We start from the raw sequence: 15,337 nt of genomic DNA, 5'->3' as shown, positions 1-15,337 counted from the left end.
CCGGCGCCCGGTTCAGGGCGCCGCGATCGCGTTGGGCATGGGCGTCGTCGCCGCTGGCCGGGCGGCGGCCTTGCGATGGGACATCGCGGGCCGCTCGATGACCTGGTAGGTCAGCCGGGTGATCGCCACCAGCACGACGGTGAGGCCGCAGACGATGCCCCAATAGGCGACGCGGCCGATCGGCGCCGCGTCCGCGTCCGCGACGGGGACGCGCCAGGCGAAGGCCAGGTACAGCAGCAGGCCCTGCAGCAGGTACATCGAATAGGTCGGCTCGCCGAAGCTGCGCGAGAGCGGCGCGGTCAGCGCGCCGAACAGTGATGTGCCGGCCGCGATCAGGCAGAAGGCGAGGGTGGCGGCGCACAGCGGGCGGTCGGCGTAGCCGCTGTCGCCGTCGACGAGCGCCAGCACCACGGCCGCGATCGCCGCCACCGAGGCCAACGGCGTGGCGGCGATCCGGCGCCACGCCGGCACGCGGACCAGCACGGCCGCGACGATGCCGCCCAGGAAGGGCTTGGACTGCGCCAGGTGCGGCTGCCAGACCGAGGTCACGATCAGCAGCGGCACGCACAGGCTGACGGCCAGCGCCCAGGGCGGCGGACGCAGCCGCATCGCCCAGGCGGCCGCGGGCAGCAGCAGGTAGAAGAGCCACTCGTAGGTCAGCGACCAGGTGACGCCGGCCAGGATGCGGCCGGTGTCGGCGACGCCGTTGATGTCGGGCTGTCCGGCGAAGGTGAAGGTCGCCCAGGCGCCGAGCTGGCGCGCCAGTTCCCCGGGGCGGACCCGCAGCGTCCAGCCCGAGAGGAAGCCGCAGATCAGCACCACGAAGGACACCGCCACCAGGTACATCGGGACCAGCCGGCGCAGCCGCGCGTCGAAGAACTCGTCCCAGGCGACCGGCCGGCCCGAGGCGCGCGCATCGAGCAGCTTCCCGACGAACAGGAAGGCGGTGACCATGAAGAACATCGACACCGCGATCGCGCCCAGGGACTTGGCCGGCGAGGGATCGACCGCCCAGGTGCCGCGCTGGGTCATGCTCCACCAGAGCTCGGCGTGCTGGATGAACACGGCCAGCGCCAGGTAGCCGCGCAGGCCGTCGATGGTGGGATAGCGGGAATCGGCGACATGTTCGCCGCCGAAGCGCAGCCAGGCGGCGTTCACCGCCATCGCGATCAGCGCGATCGCGGGCCAGGCCAGGTAAGTCCCGCTGAAGTCGACGACAGGCATCCGGAATCCCTTGCGCCGGCAGGGGGGCGGCGGTCCGGGATTGTTCGCGGCGATCCGGGGGACGCGATGCCCCGTCAATCAGGGGCGCCGGTGGCGCGTACCGGGCACGCCAGCGCGTCGGCCCGTTGTCCCGTCGGCATCGCGCACCGATTGCGGCGGCCATGCGCCTGGGTGCACGCTGGCGCCGCGCCTCGCCTCGCCCCGCCCCGCCCCGCCTCGCCTCGCCTCGCCTCGCCTCGCCCTGCCTCGCCTCGCCCTGCCTCGCCTCGCCTCGCCCTGCCTCGCCTCGCCTCGCCCCGGCCGGTCGGCGGGCTGAGCGTGTGGCTCAGCCCTCGACTACGCGGAAGAAGTGGGTCCCGTCGCGGTCGAGTTGCGCGATCAGCCCGAACTCCCAGTCCAGGTAGGCCTGCATCTCGGCGCGCGGGTGTTCGACGCCCTCGTAGGGGCGGCGATAGCGGTCGTCGCGCGGAAAGGCCAGGCGCGGATTGGCGGACTCGATCGGCAGGCCCGCGTCGTACCAGGCGCTGGTGCCGCCCTCGAGCACGAGCAGCTCGCGCCCCTCGGCGGCCAGCTCGGCCGCGAGGTCCGCCGCGACGAAGCGCGGCAGCACGCCCAGGTTGCCGGTCAGCACGACGCGGCGCGCCGGCGGGATCACGCTGCGCAGCGCTTCCGCGAGCCGGGCGCGCGGGCTCCACCAGGCGCCGGGGATGTGGCGGACGACGTAGGTGATGCTCGGCGCCACGTCGACGACGACGGTGTCGGGCTGCTCCTTGTCGGCGTCCTCGGCGCGGAACCCGGCCAGCGCCAGCGGCGTCACGGTGGCGACGGTGGGCGACAGCGGCTGCGGCGGCAGGTCGGGGCCGGATTCGGTGTGGGCGGCGGCGTCCGGCGGCAGGACCGCGACCTCCCAGCCCATCTGCGCCAGCCACGCGGCGGCCATCGGTGCGCGGATGCCGTCGTCGTCGGCCAGCACCAGGCGGGCGCCGCGCACGGGCGCGTGGTGGTCGGTCTCCTGCACGAGCTGCCCGCCGGGCGCGTGGCGGAAGCCGGGCCGGTGGCCGCGGGCGTACTCGGCGGCGCCGCGGACGTCGAAGCGGTAGGTCGTGCGCCGGGAATCGGCCAGCCAGTCGGCCAGGACCGCGGTGTCGATGCGCTGCACGCGCGCCCGCTTGGCGAGGGCGGTCGCGCCTTGCCGGGTGACGGTCGCGTCGCCCGCCGGAATGTCCTCGTGCGAGCGGCCCTGGCCCTGCGCCAGCGCCAGGCCGGCCAGGCGCCAGCCGATCGTGCCGTTGCGCAGCGCGAAGACGGGATTGGGCAGGCCGGCGTCGATCAGCGATTGCGCGCCGATCAGGCTGCGGGTGCGGCCGGCGCAGTGCACGACGATCGTCGTCGCCGGATCGGGCGCCAGGTCGCGCGCGCGGCGGACCAGTTCGCCGCCGGGCACGCTGATCGAGCCCGGCAGGCTGGCGATGCGGTACTCGTCGAAGCGGCGGGCGTCGAGCACGACGAGGTTGGCGCCCCGGGCGAGCAGCGCGTGGACTTCCTCGGCCGACAGCGAGGGCGTGTGGCGGCGGGCCTCGACGAGCTCGCCGAAGGCCTTGCTCGGCACGTTGACGTCGCGGAAGAGCTCGAAGCCGGCCTCGCGCCAGCCACCGAGGCCGCCGTCGAGCAGGGCGACGTCGGTGTAGCCCAGCGACTGGAGCTTGCGCGCCGACGCGGCCGCGACGCCTTCGCCGTCGTCGTAGACGACGATCGGCACCTCGCGCCGCGGCAGCCGGCCCCAGGCGTCGAGCTCCAGCCGCGACGCGGCCAGGTTCGCCGCCCACAACGGATGGCCTTCGGCATACGGCGCTTCCTCGCGGACGTCGAGCAACGCGATCTCCACCCGGGCCAGCAACGCGGCGCGGACATCGGCCGCGGTGCGCGTGGGCAGCGGCGTCGGATGACGCGGCGCGGGCGGTCGCGTGGGTGAGACGGTCGCCGCCGGCGTGGCCCCCGACGTCGACGTGGCGCCCGACGTCGAGTTCGAAGCGAAGGCGGCCGAGGCGTTGGCCGTGGCCTTGGAGAGGGAGGGGGCCGCCGGCGTGGCGGGTGAGGTCGAGGTCGAGGCGTCGGGGTTCAGGACGGACATGGCAGGGCTCCTTCGGATCGGACGTGCGGGGCTCAGGCCGGCTTCCAGACCGGCGACTCCTGGATCTGGACGCGGCGCGGCAGGATCTGCGCGCCGCTGAAGGCGTCGGCGATGCGCTGCTGTTCGGCGAGCGACTCGGCGTCGACCGGGCGGACCGCGTAACTGCGGCGCTCGTTGGCGGCGGCGACGGTCGCGGCGTCCAGGCCGAGCACCGGCGCGTGCCAGTCGGCCGCGGCGGCCGGGTTCTTCTTGACCCAGTCGCCGGCGCGCTGGAGTTCCTCGTAGACGTGCTGCAGCACCTCGGGATGCTGTTGCGCGAAGGGCGTGGCCGCCAGGTAGAAGCGGCGGTAGGCGGCGGTGCGCGTGCCGTCGACGAGGATGCGGGCGCCCGACTGCCGCTGCACGGCGGCCAGGAACGGATCCCAGACGACCCAGGCGGCGATGGCGCCGTTCTCGAAGGCGGAGCGGCCGTCGGCGGGGGAGAGATAGGCGGGCTCGATGTCGCGGATCGACAGGCCGGCCTGGTTCAGCGCCTCGAGCAGCAGGTAATGCGCGCCGGCGCCCTTGGCGAAGCCGATCTTCCTGCCCTTGAGCTGCGCGACGCTGGTGATCGGCGAGTCCTTGCGCACGACGATCGCCTGCGCGGTGGGCGAGGGCGTCTCGATCGCGTAGTAGGTGAGCTTGGCGCCGGCCGCGAGCGCGAAGGGCGGGACGGCGTCGGCGACATCGGCGCTGAGGTCGAGCGCGCCGATGTTGAGCGCCTCGAGCAGCGGCAGGCCGGAGGTGAACTCGTGCCACTGCACGGCGACCTGCTGCGGCGCGAGCGCCTTCTCGAGCACGCCGCGCGACTTCAGGTAGAGGGTGAGGGTGCTGGACTTCTGGTAGCCGATGCGCAGGGGGCGGGTGTCGGCGGCGCGGACGGGGAGCGCGGGGAGGGCGGTAGCACCGGCGAGCGCGGCGGCCTGGGCGAGCCAGCGGCGGCGGGACGGACGGTCGGAAAGGGCGGACATGGCGGCGGACTCGGCGGTGAGCAGTGAGGGGGAACGCCGCAGCCTAGGGATCGGGTGTCCGGGGAGGAACGAAGCAAAGTGAGGATCGATAGTCGGTCGCGATGCAGCGTGTGCGCTCAGGACGTCTCGGAGTCCTGCGACGTTTCCGACTGCCCCCGCAGCCAAGCGATCGCGGCCTGGGCGCTCGCCGACGGCGCGCGTTCGCTGCTGACCGCGACGTGGTACGTGTGCCCCGCGATCACCGGGCCGAAGGGTTGCTCGAGGTGGCCGGCCGCCAGTTCCTCGGCGATCAGCGCCTGGCTGACCAGCGCGATGCCGTGGCCCGCGACCGCCGCCTGGATCGCGTGCCCTTCATCGGAAAAGCGCAGTTGCCCCGCCGGCGACAGGCCCTCGATGCCGGCGGCTTCGAACCAGCGTTCCCAGGTCGGGTTCTCCGGCTGCGCGCGCCGCCAGTCGAAGCAGATCAGCGGCACCCGCGCGAGGTCCTCCACCGATCGCACGCCGAGCCGCGGATTCGCCACCGGCGCGAAGCGGTCGGTGAACAGCGGTTCGGCCGTCAGGCCAGGGTAGGGGCCGCGCCCGTAGCGGATGGCGATGTCGACCGCCGTCGAGCGCAGGTCGACGACATCGTCCGAGGCCTGCAACTGCAGGTCGATGCCGGGATGCAGGCGACGGAAATCCACCATGCGCGGCACCAGCCATTTCACGGTGAAGGCGTTCGTCGCGGAGATCACCACCTGCGGCCGGCGGCGCGGCTGGGTCAACCGATCGAGCGCCGATTGGAAGGCGTCGAAGCCGTCGCGCAGGACCGGGTACAGCTGCGTGCCGGCCTCCGTCAGCGTCACCCGGCGGACCTGCCGGTCGAACAGCGCGACGCCGCTCAACTCCTCCAGCCCCCGGATCTGATGGCTGATCGCCGTCGGCGTGACGGCCAGTTCCTCGGCGGCCGCCTTGAAGCTGCCCAGCCGCGCGGCGGCCTCGAAGGCGCGCAGCGCGGACAGCGGGAGAGAGCGTCGATCCATGGCGGGGTTCGATGAAAGATGAATCAGGCTCATCTTACGGCTGACAATTGAACCTTTGTCGCCGTGCGGCGCGCTCTCTATCGTTCAGTTACGGGCTTCATGTCGAGGTCTGCAACGAATGAATGGAATACAGCCATGCTGGAACGCGTCGTCACCCATCCCGATCCCTATGAGCCCTACCTGCTGTCGCAGGGCATCAAGTTCGGGAATCTGCTGTTCATCTCCGGCCAGGCCGGCGCCGGCGAGGACGGAAAGATCGTCCCGGGCGGTTTCCTGGCGCAGGGCGAGCAGGCCTTCGCCAACCTGCGCCGTGCGCTGGTGGCCGGCGGCGCCAGCCTGAAGGACGTGATCAAGGTGACGATCTTCGTCACCGACATGGGCCATTTCGATGACGTCGTCGCGCTGCGCCGCAAGTTCTTCTCGGCGCCGTATCCGGCCGACACGATCGCTGAGATCAAGGCGCTGTACACGCCCGAGGCCATGATCGAGATCGAGGCCATCGCCCAGGTGCCGGGCGGGGAGGGCCGTTGAGATGAGCGCGGCCTCCTTGTTCACGCCAGTGGCACTCGGGGCGCTGTCGTTGCCCAACCGGCTCGCGGTCGCCCCGATGACGCGGGTCAGCGCGACCGCCGACGGCCGGCCCACCGCTCGGATGGCGTCGTACTACGCGGGCTTCGCGGCCGGCGGCTTCGGGCTGGTGATCACCGAAGGGACCTACACCGATCGCGCGCATTCGCAGGGCTACCTCTTCCAGCCTGGACTGGCGGACGACGCGCAGCGCGACGCGTGGCGGCCGGTGGTCGACGCGGTCCATGCCGAAGGCGGGCGGATCGTGGCGCAGCTGATGCACGCCGGCGCGATCTCCCAAGGCAATCCGCACCGGGCCGGGACGAAGGGGCCGTCGGCCGTCCAACCCGCGGGGACGCAGATGAGCTTCTATCGCGGCGAAGGACCGTATCGGAGGCCGGAAGCGATGACCGTCGCGGAGATCGTCGAGGCGATCGAGGGCTTCGCGGCGGCGGCCGTGAGGGCGAAGGCGGCGGGCTTCGACGGCGTCGAGCTGCACGGTGCCAACGGGTATCTGCTGGACCAGTTCCTGACGGCGCACACCAACCTGCGCGAGGACGGCTACGGCGGCAGCCTGAACAAGCGCCTGCGGCTCGCGGTCGAGACGATCGTCGCGGTGCGGGACGCGGTGGGCGCGGGGTTCCCGGTCGGCTACCGGGTGTCGCAGGGCAAGGTCAACGACTTCGGCCACAAGTGGCAGGGCGGCGAGGCGGATGCCGAGGTGGTGTTCCGGACGCTGTCGGCGGCGCCGATCGATTTCCTCCACACGACCGAATTCGAAGCCTGGCAGCCGGCATTCGGCGATGGGCCGAGCCTGGCGGCGCTGGCGAAGCGACATGCGACGGTGCCGGTGATCGCGAACGGATCGCTGCACGAGCCGGCGCGAGCGGTCGGGATGCTCGAGCGCGGCGAGGCGGACTTGGTCTCGCTTGGTCGAGGCGCGCTGACGCATGCGGATTGGCCCAGGCGCGCTCGGCAGGGTGACGCGCTGTCCGAATTCGATCGCGCGCTGCTGGCGCCGATCGCGGATCTGGCGAACGCGGATCGGATCAGCGCGGCCTTGTCGTGAACGACGTCAGGGCCGGAGTGGGCTGGCGCCATGGATGGCGCCGCTCACCACCTGCCCGACAAACCTCGCATCGATCGCCTCTCGCGAGAACCAGCGCCGGTAGAACAGCGGGCCCACCAGGGCGGCGACCATGGCCGGGGCGTCGGTATCGGCGGCGATTTCCCCTTTGAGCCGAGCCCGCTCGATGACGGCCAGGAACGGACCCGCGTGCCCCGCCTGCGCGCGGCTCTGCAGCGCCGCCAGTTCCGGATTGCGCTCGCCCGCATCCACCATCGACGGCAGCACCGACGCCCATGCCGCCGTGCCCAGCAGGTGGGCCAGGTCGAGCAGCAGCGCCGTCAGGTCCGCCGTCAGGCTGCCGAGGTCCGGTGTCTGCTGCGGCGTGCCCAGGTGATGGCAGGCCTCGACGACCAGCTCCGTCCGCGTGCGCCAGTGGCGGTAGATCGTGGTCTTGGCCACGCCGGAGCGACGCGACACCTCGTCCACGGTCAGCCCGCTGACGCCGAGTTCCGCCAGCAGGGCGGATGCCGTCTTCAGCACCGTCTCGCGGGATCGCCGCACCCGCTCGTCGAGCTTCTCCACCCCCGTGCCGTCGCCATTCCCACCCCCGTCCAGGGGTGTTGCGCTCTTCTTGGCTGCCATCGTGACCTCAAGTTCTGCTACGCTATAGTAGCGCTACTAAATCGTAGCGAAACGTCCGTGGTCGTCCGCTGGGACGACCTTTGATTGATCGAAGGAATCGCCATGAACTTTATTTCGGTGCGGATCATCACCGCCGACATCCGCCGCCTGGTCGCTTTTTATGAACACGCCTTGGGCGTCCAGGCCAGTTGGCTGAACGAGGAGTTCGCCGAACTCCAGGCGGCCGGCGCGACGCTGGCCATCGGCAGCACCCGGACGCTGGGCTTCTTCTCGACCGGCGACCTCGCCCAGCCCGCCGCGAACCGGAGCGTGTTCCTGGAGTTCATGGTCGAGGACGTCGATCGCCACTTCGAGCAACTGCGACCCGAGGCGACCGCGCTCGTCCAGGCGCCGACGACGATGCCGTGGGGGAATCGCTCGCTGCTGATCCGGGACCCGGACGGCAACTTGGTCAACTTCTTCAGCCCCGTCACCGAGATGGCGCGCAAGAGGTTCGGGCTCCAGTGAGGGCATCCGGGAGTCGCGACAATCGCGCTCCCGATGATCGCTCCCAAGACCACGCCCGGCGCAGGGGCTATGAGCTCTGCGACCAACGGGCGCGCGCACTGCGCCCCGACGATTTCGAGCGCTTCGACCTGCTCGTCGCCATGGATGCCGGCCACCTCCGCGAGCTCCGCCGCCGCTGTCCTGCTGCGCTGCAGCACAAGATTTCCCTGCTTCCAGGGGAAATCCAGATACCAGATCCCTATTACGGCGGTGCGGACGGCTTCGACCACGTGCTTGACCTCCTTGAGTCAGGCTGCGCCCGTCTAGCGCAAATCGCGGCAGGCCGCCTGGCCTGAACCGGCCACCTCGGTGGCTGTCGGGGGTTACCCGAGCACGCGATTTCTTAATTGAGTAAAATGCTCGGACATTGCAGGGGATAACCCTTGCTCCGTGAGTCGACCCGGCGTCAGCCGAGCCGCCGCCTCCATGTCCTGAAGCCCAACAAGGGCGCCAAGGAGAAGTTCGATGCGTCTCACCACCAAAGGCCGTTTTGCCGTCACCGCGATGATCGACCTGGCCCTGCGCGAAAACAGCGGCCCCGTCGCGCTGGCGGCGATCAGCCAGCGCCAGCAGATCTCGCTGTCCTACCTGGAACAGCTGTTCGGGAAGCTGCGCCGCCACCAGCTGGTCGAATCCACCCGCGGCCCCGGCGGCGGTTACTCGCTGGGCCGCCGCTCCGACGAGATCACCGTGGCCGACATCATCGTCGCCGTGGATGAGCCCATCGACGCCACCGGCTGCGGCGGCAAGGAAAACTGCATGGGCGACGACAACGGCCGCTGCATCACGCACGACCTGTGGACGGCGCTGAACAACAAGATGATCGAGTTCCTCGACTCTGTCACGCTGCGCAAGCTCGTCGACGACCAGCTCGCCAAGGGCGTCACCGTCGAGGAGGCGCCCATCAAGCGCGCCATCTCCAGCACCCCCGTCGTCAAGCCCATCCGCATCACCGCGCCGAATTCCGTCTTCGCGCTCGGCAACGCGATGAGCAAGTGATCCCGGATCCCAGGTCCCTCCCGATTCAGTAGTCGACAAGAAGAACGTTCCCATGGACATGACCCCGCACTTCCCCATCTACATGGACTACGGCGCCACCACGCCGGTGGACCCGCGCGTCGTCGACGCGATGATCCCGTGGCTGCGCGAGCACTTCGGCAATCCGGCGTCGCGCAGCCATGCCTGGGGATGGGAGGCGGAAGAAGCCGTCGAGAAGGCCCGCGGCCAGGTCGCCCAGCTGATCGGCGCCGACCCGCGCGAGATCGTCTGGACCTCCGGCGCGACCGAGTCCAACAACCTCGCCATCAAGGGCGCGGCCAACTTCTACCAGTCCCGCGGCAAGCACCTGATCACCGTCAAGACCGAGCACAAGGCCGTGCTCGACACGACGCGTGAACTGGAGCGCCAGGGCTTCGAGGTGACCTACCTCGAGGTCAAGGAAGACGGCCTGATCGACCTGGACGTGCTCAAGGCGGCGATCCGCCCGGACACGATCCTGATCTCGGTGATGTTCGTGAACAACGAGATCGGCGTGATCCAGGACATCCCGACCATCGGCGCGCTGTGCCGCGAGAAGGGCATCGTCTTCCACGTCGACGCCGCGCAGGCCACCGGCAAGGTCGAGATCGACCTCGCCACGCTGCCGGTCGACCTGATGAGCCTGGCCTCGCACAAGTCCTACGGCCCCAAGGGCATCGGCGCGCTGTACGTGCGCCGCAAGCCGCGCGTGCGCCTGGAAGCGCAGATGCACGGCGGCGGTCACGAGCGCGGCCTGCGCTCGGGCACGCTGCCCACGCACCAGATCGTCGGCATGGGCGAGGCCTTCCGCATCGCCCGCGAGGAAATGGCCACCGAGCTGCCCCGCATCAAGGCGCTGCAGCAGCGCCTGCTGGATGGCCTCAAGGACATCGAGCAGGTCTTCATCAACGGCGACCTCGAGCGCCGCGTGCCCCACAACGTCAACGCCTCGTTCAACTACGTCGAGGGCGAGTCGCTGATCATGGGCATCAAGGGCATCGCCGTGTCGTCGGGCTCGGCCTGCACGTCCGCCAGCCTGGAGCCCAGCTACGTGCTGCGCGCGCTGGGCCGCAGCGACGAGCTGGCGCATTCGTCCCTGCGCATGACGATCGGCCGCTTCACGACCGAGGAAGAGATCGACTACGCCGTCACGCTGCTCAAGGACCGCGTGGCCAAGCTGCGCGAGCTGTCCCCGCTGTGGGACATGTTCAAGGACGGCATCGACATCAGCACCATCCAGTGGGCCGCTCACTGACCTGCCCATTGACCCCCGAACAAGAGACGTTGGAGAACTGACATGGCATACAGCGACAAGGTCATCGACCACTACGAGAACCCCCGCAACGTCGGCGGTTTCGACAAGGGCGACGAGTCCGTGGGCACCGGCATGGTCGGCGCCCCGGCCTGCGGCGACGTGATGAAGCTGCAGATCAAGGTGAACCCGGCCACCGGGCTGATCGAGGACGCCAAGTTCAAGACCTACGGCTGCGGCTCGGCGATCGCCTCGAGCTCGCTCGTCACCGAGTGGGTCAAGGGCAAGACGCTGGACCAGGCGCTGTCGATCAAGAACAACCAGATCGCGGAAGAGCTCGCGCTGCCGCCGGTCAAGATCCACTGCTCGATCCTGGCCGAGGACGCGATCAAGGCCGCCGTCGACGACTACCGCGCCAAGCACGGCCAGACCGCCGACGCCGGCGCGACCGCCACCGCCTGAGGCCCGCGATGTCCGTCACCCTGACCGAAGCCGCCGCCCGCCACGTCACGCGCTACATCAGCAAGCGTGGCCGCGGCGTCGGCGTGCGCCTGGGCGTCAAGACCACCGGCTGCTCGGGCCTGGCCTACAAGCTGGAGTACGCCGACGAGGTGGCGCCCGAGGACGTCGTCTTCGAGGGCCACGGCGTCAAGGTGCTGATCGATCCCAAGAGCCTGCCCTACCTGGACGGCACCGAGCTGGACTTCGTCCGCGAGGGCCTGAACGAAGGTTTCAAGTTCCGCAATCCGCGCGAGAAAGACCGCTGCGGCTGCGGCGAATCCTTCCGCATCTGATGGCCTGTCCCCGGACGGGCGTCGACGCCCGTCCCGCCCCCCGAGGGGGCCGACAGCCCCCATCGGGCGGCCCGGCGCTGGCTTTCGGGCGGCTTCGACACCCTTGCAGCGGCGCGGCCAGGAGCCGCGCTTTTTCATTGACATCGTGAGACTCGACGACGACGACTTCACCCTGTTCGGCCTGCCCCAGCGCTTCGCGCAGGACGGCACCGAGATCGCCGCGCGCTGGAAGGCGCTGGCGGCCAAGGTGCATCCGGACCGCTTCGCCGCCGACGGCGCGGCCTCGCAACGCCTGGCGATGCAGTGGTCGCTGCGCGTGAACGAGGCCCACCAGCGCCTGCGCGATCCGCTCAAGCGCGCGTCCTACCTCTGCGAGCTGCGCGGCGCGCCGATCCAGGCCAACGAGAACACCCGCATGCCGGCCGCGTTCCTGATGGAGCAGATGGAATGGCGCGAGTCGCTCGACGACGCGAAGACGCCGGACGCGATCCTGGCGATCGACCGGCAGGTCGCCGAACGCGAGCGCGCGTTGCTGGCGCAGGCCGGCCGACAGCTCGATGACGAGGCCGATGCCGCCGGCGCCGCCGAATCGGTGCGCGCGCTGATGTTCCTGACGCGTTTCCGCTCGGACATCGACCAGCGCCTGGACGCGCTCGAGCATTCCTGATTCCCCTTCGAAGAACAAAGACAAGACACCATGGCCCTGCTGCAGATCTCCGAACCCGGCGCGTCGCCCGATCCCCATCAGCGTCGCATCGCCGTGGGCATCGACCTGGGCACGACGCACTCGCTGGTGGCGGCGGTCCGCCACGGCGTCGCCGAGTGCCTGCCCGACGACCAGGGCCGCGTGATCCTGCCGTCGGCGGTGCGCGTGATGCCCGAGGGCCGCCGCCAGTTCGGCTTCGACGCGCTGGCCGCGCAGGCCGAGGATCCGGAGAACACCATCGTCTCGGTGAAGCGCTTCATGGGCCGCCGCGTCGACGACATCGCCAACCGCGACAAGCTGCCCTACCGCTTCGAGGACACGCCCGGCATGCTGAGCATCGCCACGCGCGAGGGCCTGAAGTCGCCGGTCGAGATCAGCGCCGAGATCCTCGCGACGCTGCGCCAGCGTGCCGAGGACACCTTCGACGACGAGCTGTTCGGCGCCGTCATCACCGTGCCCGCGTACTTCGACGACGCGCAGCGCCAGGCGACCAAGGACGCCGCGCAGCTCGCGGGCCTGAACGTGCTGCGCCTGATCAACGAGCCCACCGCCGCCGCCATCGCCTACGGCCTGGACAACGGCAGCGAAGGCCTCTACGCGGTCTACGACCTGGGCGGCGGCACCTTCGACATCTCGCTGCTGCGCCTGACGCAGGGCGTGTTCGAGGTCGTCGCGACCGGCGGCGACGCGCAGCTCGGCGGCGACGACTTCGATCGCCTGCTCGCCGACTGGGCGCTGGCGCAGGCTGGGCTGAGCGTCAGCAGCGCCGCGGACAAGCGCCGCGTGCTGGTGGCCGCGCGCCAGGCCAAGGAGGCGCTGACCGACGCCGATCGCGTCACGCTGTCCGCGACGCTGGACGCCGGCGCGCTGGCCGTCGAGGTCTCGCGCGCGCAATTCGACGAACTGGCGCTGCCGCTGGTCAACAAGACGCTGCTGGCGGTGCGCCGCGTGCTGCGCGACGCCAAGGTCGGCGCCGACGAGGTGCACGGCACGGTGATGGTCGGCGGCTCGACGCGCATGCCGATCGTGCGCCGCAGCGTCGGCGAGCTGTTCGGCCGCGAGGTGCTGACCAACCTGAATCCCGACGAGGTCGTCGCGCTCGGCGCCGCCGTGCAGGCCAACCAGCTGGCCGGCAACAACGCCGACGGCGAGATCCTGCTGCTCGACGTGATCCCGCTGTCGCTGGGCCTGGAGACGATGGGCGGCCTGGTCGAACGCATCATCGAGCGCAACGCGACGATCCCCGTGGCGAAGGCGCAGGACTTCACCACCTTCAAGGATGGCCAGACCGCGCTGGCGGTGCACGTGCTGCAGGGCGAGCGCGAGCTGGTCGCCGAATGCCGCTCGCTGGCGCGCTTCGAGCTGCGCGGCATCCCGCCGATGGCCGCCGGCGCCGCCCGCATCCGCGTGACCTTCCAGGTCGACGCCGACGGGCTGCTGAGCGTGCAGGCGCGCGAGCTGGGCTCGGGCGTCGAGGCGGCGGTGCAGGTCAAGCCGAGCTACGGCCTGTCCGACGACCAGATCGCGACGATGCTGCGCGAGGGCTTCGCCAGCGCCGAATCCGACATGGCCGCGCGCAAGCTGCGCGAGGCCCGCGTCGAGGCCGAGCGGATGATCCTCGCCACCCAATCGGCGCTGCGCGCCGACGGCGACCTGCTCAGCGACGCGGAACGCGCCGACATCGCCACGCTGCAATCGGAGCTGCTCGCCCACGCGCAGGCCGACGACGCGGTCGCCAACGCCGATGCCATCGACGCCGCCGTCCAGGCGCTGGCCAAGGGCACCGAGGCCTTCGCCGCCGCGCGCATGAACCGCGGCATCCAGCAGGCCCTGACCGGCCGCAGCATCGATCAAGTCTGAACGCGAGCCGACGCCGCCAGCTTCAAGGACCCCCTCATGCCTGTCATCAAGATCCTTCCCCATCCCGAGTACGCCCCCGAGGGCAAGACGCTGTCGGCGCCATCCGGCACCACGATCTGCGAGGCGCTGCTGGACAACGGCGTCGAGATCGAGCACGCCTGCGACCAGGTCTGCGCCTGCACGACCTGCCACGTGATCGTGCGCGAGGGCTTCGCGTCGCTGTCCGAGATGGAGGAGAACGAGGAAGACATGCTGGACCGCGCCTGGGGCCTGGAGCCCAACTCGCGCCTGTCCTGCCAGGCCATCCTGTCCAACACCGACGTGACGGTCGAGATCCCCAAGTACTCGATCAACCACGCCAAGGAAAACCATTGACCGCCGCGCGGCGCTCCGCGACCCGGCACGGCGGCTGATCCCATGCGCGTCCTCGGCATCGAATCCTCCTGCGACGAGACCGGCGTGGCGCTGGTCGACGCGTCCGGCGACGGCGTGCCGGCGCTGCTGGCGCATGCGCTGCACAGCCAGATCTCGATGCACCAGGCCTACGGCGGCGTGGTGCCCGAGCTGGCCTCGCGCGACCACATCCGCCGCGTGCTGCCGCTGACGCGCGAGGTGCTCGCCAGCGCCGGGCTGTCGCTGGCCGATGTCGATGTCGTCGCCTACACCCAGGGGCCGGGGCTGGCCGGCGCGCTGCTGGTCGGCGCGGGCGTCGCGGCCTCGCTGGGCGCGGCGCTGGACCGGCCGGTGATGGGCATCCATCACCTCGAGGGCCATCTGCTGTCGCCGTTCCTGTCGGCCGATCCGCCGGAGTTCCCCTTCGTGGCGCTGCTGGTCTCGGGCGGCCACACGCAGCTGATGCGCGTCGACGACGTCGGCAGCTACGAGCTGCTCGGCGAGACCATCGACGACGCCGCCGGCGAGGCTTTCGACAAGTCGGCCAAGCTGCTCGGCCTGCCGTATCCGGGCGGCCCGCACCTGGCCAGGCTGGCGGAACAGGGCGATCCGACGGCCTTCGCGCTGCCGCGGCCGCTGCTGCACAGCGGCAAGCCGGACTTCAGCTTCGCCGGCTTGAAGACGGCCGTGCTGACGCAGGTCCGCAAGCTCGAGGCGCAGCCTGGCGGCATCGCCGAGCCGCAACGCGCCGACCTGGCCGCGTCGACGCAGGCGGCGATCGTCGAGGTGCTGGTCAAGAAGGCGCTGCTCGCGCTGAAGGAGACCGGCCTGAAGCGGCTGGTCGTCGCGGGCGGCGTCGGCGCCAACAAGCGCCTGCGCGAGGAACTGAACGCGGCCTGTGAGAAGCGCCGCGTCCGCGTCCACTATCCCGAGCTGCACCTGTGCACCGACAACGGCGCGATGATCGCGCTCGCTGCCGGGCTGCGGCTGCAGCGCGACATGGGCAGCCTGAGCCGCGACGGCGGCTTCGAGGTCCGGCCGCGCTGGGACCTGTCGCAGCTCGCCGCCTCGACCCAGCCGTGAGGCGCGGGGCGAGGAGGGCAG

At 70.8% G+C, this 15,337-nt stretch carries 17 protein-coding genes; 12 read left to right on the top strand and 5 right to left on the bottom strand.

Going from position 1 to position 15,337, the window contains the following annotated elements; translation table 11 throughout:
- Window positions 1–12 precede the first annotated feature (12 nt).
- The 4 genes from N5D62_RS18640 to N5D62_RS18625 all read right to left on the bottom strand — a co-directional run bounded on the left by N5D62_RS18640 (window position 13) and on the right by N5D62_RS18625 (window position 5,387).
- Window positions 13–1,224, bottom strand: a complete 1,212-nt coding sequence (locus tag N5D62_RS18640) for an acyltransferase (protein ID WP_279759374.1) — start codon at window positions 1,222–1,224, stop codon at window positions 13–15.
- 325 nt (window positions 1,225–1,549) lie between these two features.
- A complete protein-coding gene (locus N5D62_RS18635; RefSeq protein WP_279759373.1) occupies window positions 1,550–3,355 on the bottom strand; it encodes a rhodanese-like domain-containing protein in 1,806 nt (601 codons plus the stop codon).
- Between the two features lie 32 nt (window positions 3,356–3,387).
- Window positions 3,388–4,365, bottom strand: a complete 978-nt coding sequence (locus tag N5D62_RS18630) for an aliphatic sulfonate ABC transporter substrate-binding protein (protein WP_279759372.1) — start codon at window positions 4,363–4,365, stop codon at window positions 3,388–3,390.
- A 116-nt stretch (window positions 4,366–4,481) separates the two neighbouring features.
- Window positions 4,482–5,387, bottom strand: coding sequence for a LysR substrate-binding domain-containing protein (locus tag N5D62_RS18625; RefSeq protein ID WP_279759371.1), 906 nt, complete (start codon window positions 5,385–5,387; stop codon window positions 4,482–4,484).
- A gap of 135 nt (window positions 5,388–5,522) precedes the next feature.
- Between N5D62_RS18625 and N5D62_RS18620 the strand changes: the two genes are divergently transcribed.
- Window positions 5,523–5,918, top strand: coding sequence for a RidA family protein (locus tag N5D62_RS18620; RefSeq protein ID WP_279759369.1), 396 nt, complete (start codon window positions 5,523–5,525; stop codon window positions 5,916–5,918).
- A 1-nt stretch (window position 5,919) separates the two neighbouring features.
- Entirely contained in the window at window positions 5,920–7,023 is a 1,104-nt protein-coding gene (locus tag N5D62_RS18615; protein WP_279759368.1) for an NADH:flavin oxidoreductase, read from the top strand.
- Between the two features lie 6 nt (window positions 7,024–7,029).
- Here the strand turns inward: N5D62_RS18615 and N5D62_RS18610 are convergent, their stop codons facing one another.
- On the bottom strand, window positions 7,030–7,665 hold the full coding sequence (locus N5D62_RS18610) for a TetR/AcrR family transcriptional regulator (RefSeq protein WP_279759367.1): 636 nt from the start codon (window positions 7,663–7,665) through the stop codon (window positions 7,030–7,032).
- A 102-nt stretch (window positions 7,666–7,767) separates the two neighbouring features.
- Between N5D62_RS18610 and N5D62_RS18605 the strand changes: the two genes are divergently transcribed.
- The 10 genes from N5D62_RS18605 (at window position 7,768) to tsaD (ending at window position 15,316) form a co-directional block, all read left to right on the top strand.
- Window positions 7,768–8,172 (top strand): VOC family protein, encoded by a 405-nt coding sequence (locus tag N5D62_RS18605; protein ID WP_279759366.1) that lies wholly within the window; start codon window positions 7,768–7,770, stop codon window positions 8,170–8,172.
- Window positions 8,070–8,507 carry a low molecular weight phosphotyrosine protein phosphatase gene (locus N5D62_RS18600; RefSeq protein ID WP_347881825.1) on the top strand — a complete coding sequence of 146 codons (438 nt, stop codon included), beginning with the start codon at window positions 8,070–8,072 and terminating at the stop codon, window positions 8,505–8,507. The genes N5D62_RS18605 and N5D62_RS18600 overlap by 103 nt, the downstream gene beginning before the upstream one ends.
- Window positions 8,508–8,676: 169 nt before the next feature.
- Window positions 8,677–9,210 carry a Fe-S cluster assembly transcription factor gene (locus N5D62_RS18595; RefSeq protein WP_279759364.1) on the top strand — a complete coding sequence of 178 codons (534 nt, stop codon included), beginning with the start codon at window positions 8,677–8,679 and terminating at the stop codon, window positions 9,208–9,210.
- A gap of 52 nt (window positions 9,211–9,262) precedes the next feature.
- Entirely contained in the window at window positions 9,263–10,483 is a 1,221-nt protein-coding gene (locus N5D62_RS18590; RefSeq protein WP_279759363.1) for an IscS subfamily cysteine desulfurase, read from the top strand.
- Between the two features lie 42 nt (window positions 10,484–10,525).
- Window positions 10,526–10,942: a Fe-S cluster assembly scaffold IscU gene (gene iscU / locus N5D62_RS18585; RefSeq protein ID WP_279759362.1), complete on the top strand. Its 417-nt coding sequence runs from the start codon at window positions 10,526–10,528 to the stop codon at window positions 10,940–10,942.
- Window positions 10,943–10,950: 8 nt separating this feature from the next.
- Complete coding sequence (gene iscA / locus N5D62_RS18580) at window positions 10,951–11,274, top strand: iron-sulfur cluster assembly protein IscA (RefSeq protein WP_279759361.1); 324 nt, start codon at window positions 10,951–10,953, stop codon at window positions 11,272–11,274.
- A gap of 145 nt (window positions 11,275–11,419) precedes the next feature.
- Window positions 11,420–11,941 (top strand): Fe-S protein assembly co-chaperone HscB, encoded by a 522-nt coding sequence (gene hscB, locus N5D62_RS18575; RefSeq protein ID WP_279759360.1) that lies wholly within the window; start codon window positions 11,420–11,422, stop codon window positions 11,939–11,941.
- A gap of 30 nt (window positions 11,942–11,971) precedes the next feature.
- Window positions 11,972–13,840: a Fe-S protein assembly chaperone HscA gene (gene hscA / locus N5D62_RS18570; protein WP_279759359.1), complete on the top strand. Its 1,869-nt coding sequence runs from the start codon at window positions 11,972–11,974 to the stop codon at window positions 13,838–13,840.
- Between the two features lie 36 nt (window positions 13,841–13,876).
- Window positions 13,877–14,215 carry an ISC system 2Fe-2S type ferredoxin gene (gene fdx / locus N5D62_RS18565; protein WP_279759358.1) on the top strand — a complete coding sequence of 113 codons (339 nt, stop codon included), beginning with the start codon at window positions 13,877–13,879 and terminating at the stop codon, window positions 14,213–14,215.
- 42 nt (window positions 14,216–14,257) lie between these two features.
- Window positions 14,258–15,316, top strand: coding sequence for a tRNA (adenosine(37)-N6)-threonylcarbamoyltransferase complex transferase subunit TsaD (gene tsaD, locus N5D62_RS18560; RefSeq protein ID WP_279759357.1), 1,059 nt, complete (start codon window positions 14,258–14,260; stop codon window positions 15,314–15,316).
- Window positions 15,317–15,337: the final 21 nt, after the last annotated feature.

Origin of the sequence: Mitsuaria sp. GD03876, assembly GCF_029840635.1 — a bacterium.
Classification (GTDB): domain Bacteria; phylum Pseudomonadota; class Gammaproteobacteria; order Burkholderiales; family Burkholderiaceae_C; genus Roseateles.
The sequence above is the reverse complement of the archived record's forward strand: the minus strand, read 5'-3'. Positions and strand labels throughout refer to the sequence as shown.

Coding starts and splice junctions, on each gene's coding strand:
- N5D62_RS18610 (WP_279759367.1), bottom strand. CDS start 7,665: ATGGCAGCCAAGAAGAGCGCAACACCCCTGGACGGGGGTGGGAATGGC.
- tsaD (WP_279759357.1), top strand. CDS start 14,258: ATGCGCGTCCTCGGCATCGAATCCTCCTGCGACGAGACCGGCGTGGCG.
- fdx (WP_279759358.1), top strand. CDS start 13,877: ATGCCTGTCATCAAGATCCTTCCCCATCCCGAGTACGCCCCCGAGGGC.
- N5D62_RS18595 (WP_279759364.1), top strand. CDS start 8,677: ATGCGTCTCACCACCAAAGGCCGTTTTGCCGTCACCGCGATGATCGAC.
- N5D62_RS18620 (WP_279759369.1), top strand. CDS start 5,523: ATGCTGGAACGCGTCGTCACCCATCCCGATCCCTATGAGCCCTACCTG.
- N5D62_RS18625 (WP_279759371.1), bottom strand. CDS start 5,387: ATGGATCGACGCTCTCTCCCGCTGTCCGCGCTGCGCGCCTTCGAGGCC.
- N5D62_RS18590 (WP_279759363.1), top strand. CDS start 9,263: ATGGACATGACCCCGCACTTCCCCATCTACATGGACTACGGCGCCACC.
- N5D62_RS18640 (WP_279759374.1), bottom strand. CDS start 1,224: ATGCCTGTCGTCGACTTCAGCGGGACTTACCTGGCCTGGCCCGCGATC.
- N5D62_RS18635 (WP_279759373.1), bottom strand. CDS start 3,355: ATGTCCGTCCTGAACCCCGACGCCTCGACCTCGACCTCACCCGCCACG.
- hscA (WP_279759359.1), top strand. CDS start 11,972: ATGGCCCTGCTGCAGATCTCCGAACCCGGCGCGTCGCCCGATCCCCAT.
- N5D62_RS18630 (WP_279759372.1), bottom strand. CDS start 4,365: ATGTCCGCCCTTTCCGACCGTCCGTCCCGCCGCCGCTGGCTCGCCCAG.
- N5D62_RS18605 (WP_279759366.1), top strand. CDS start 7,768: ATGAACTTTATTTCGGTGCGGATCATCACCGCCGACATCCGCCGCCTG.
- iscU (WP_279759362.1), top strand. CDS start 10,526: ATGGCATACAGCGACAAGGTCATCGACCACTACGAGAACCCCCGCAAC.
- iscA (WP_279759361.1), top strand. CDS start 10,951: ATGTCCGTCACCCTGACCGAAGCCGCCGCCCGCCACGTCACGCGCTAC.
- N5D62_RS18615 (WP_279759368.1), top strand. CDS start 5,920: ATGAGCGCGGCCTCCTTGTTCACGCCAGTGGCACTCGGGGCGCTGTCG.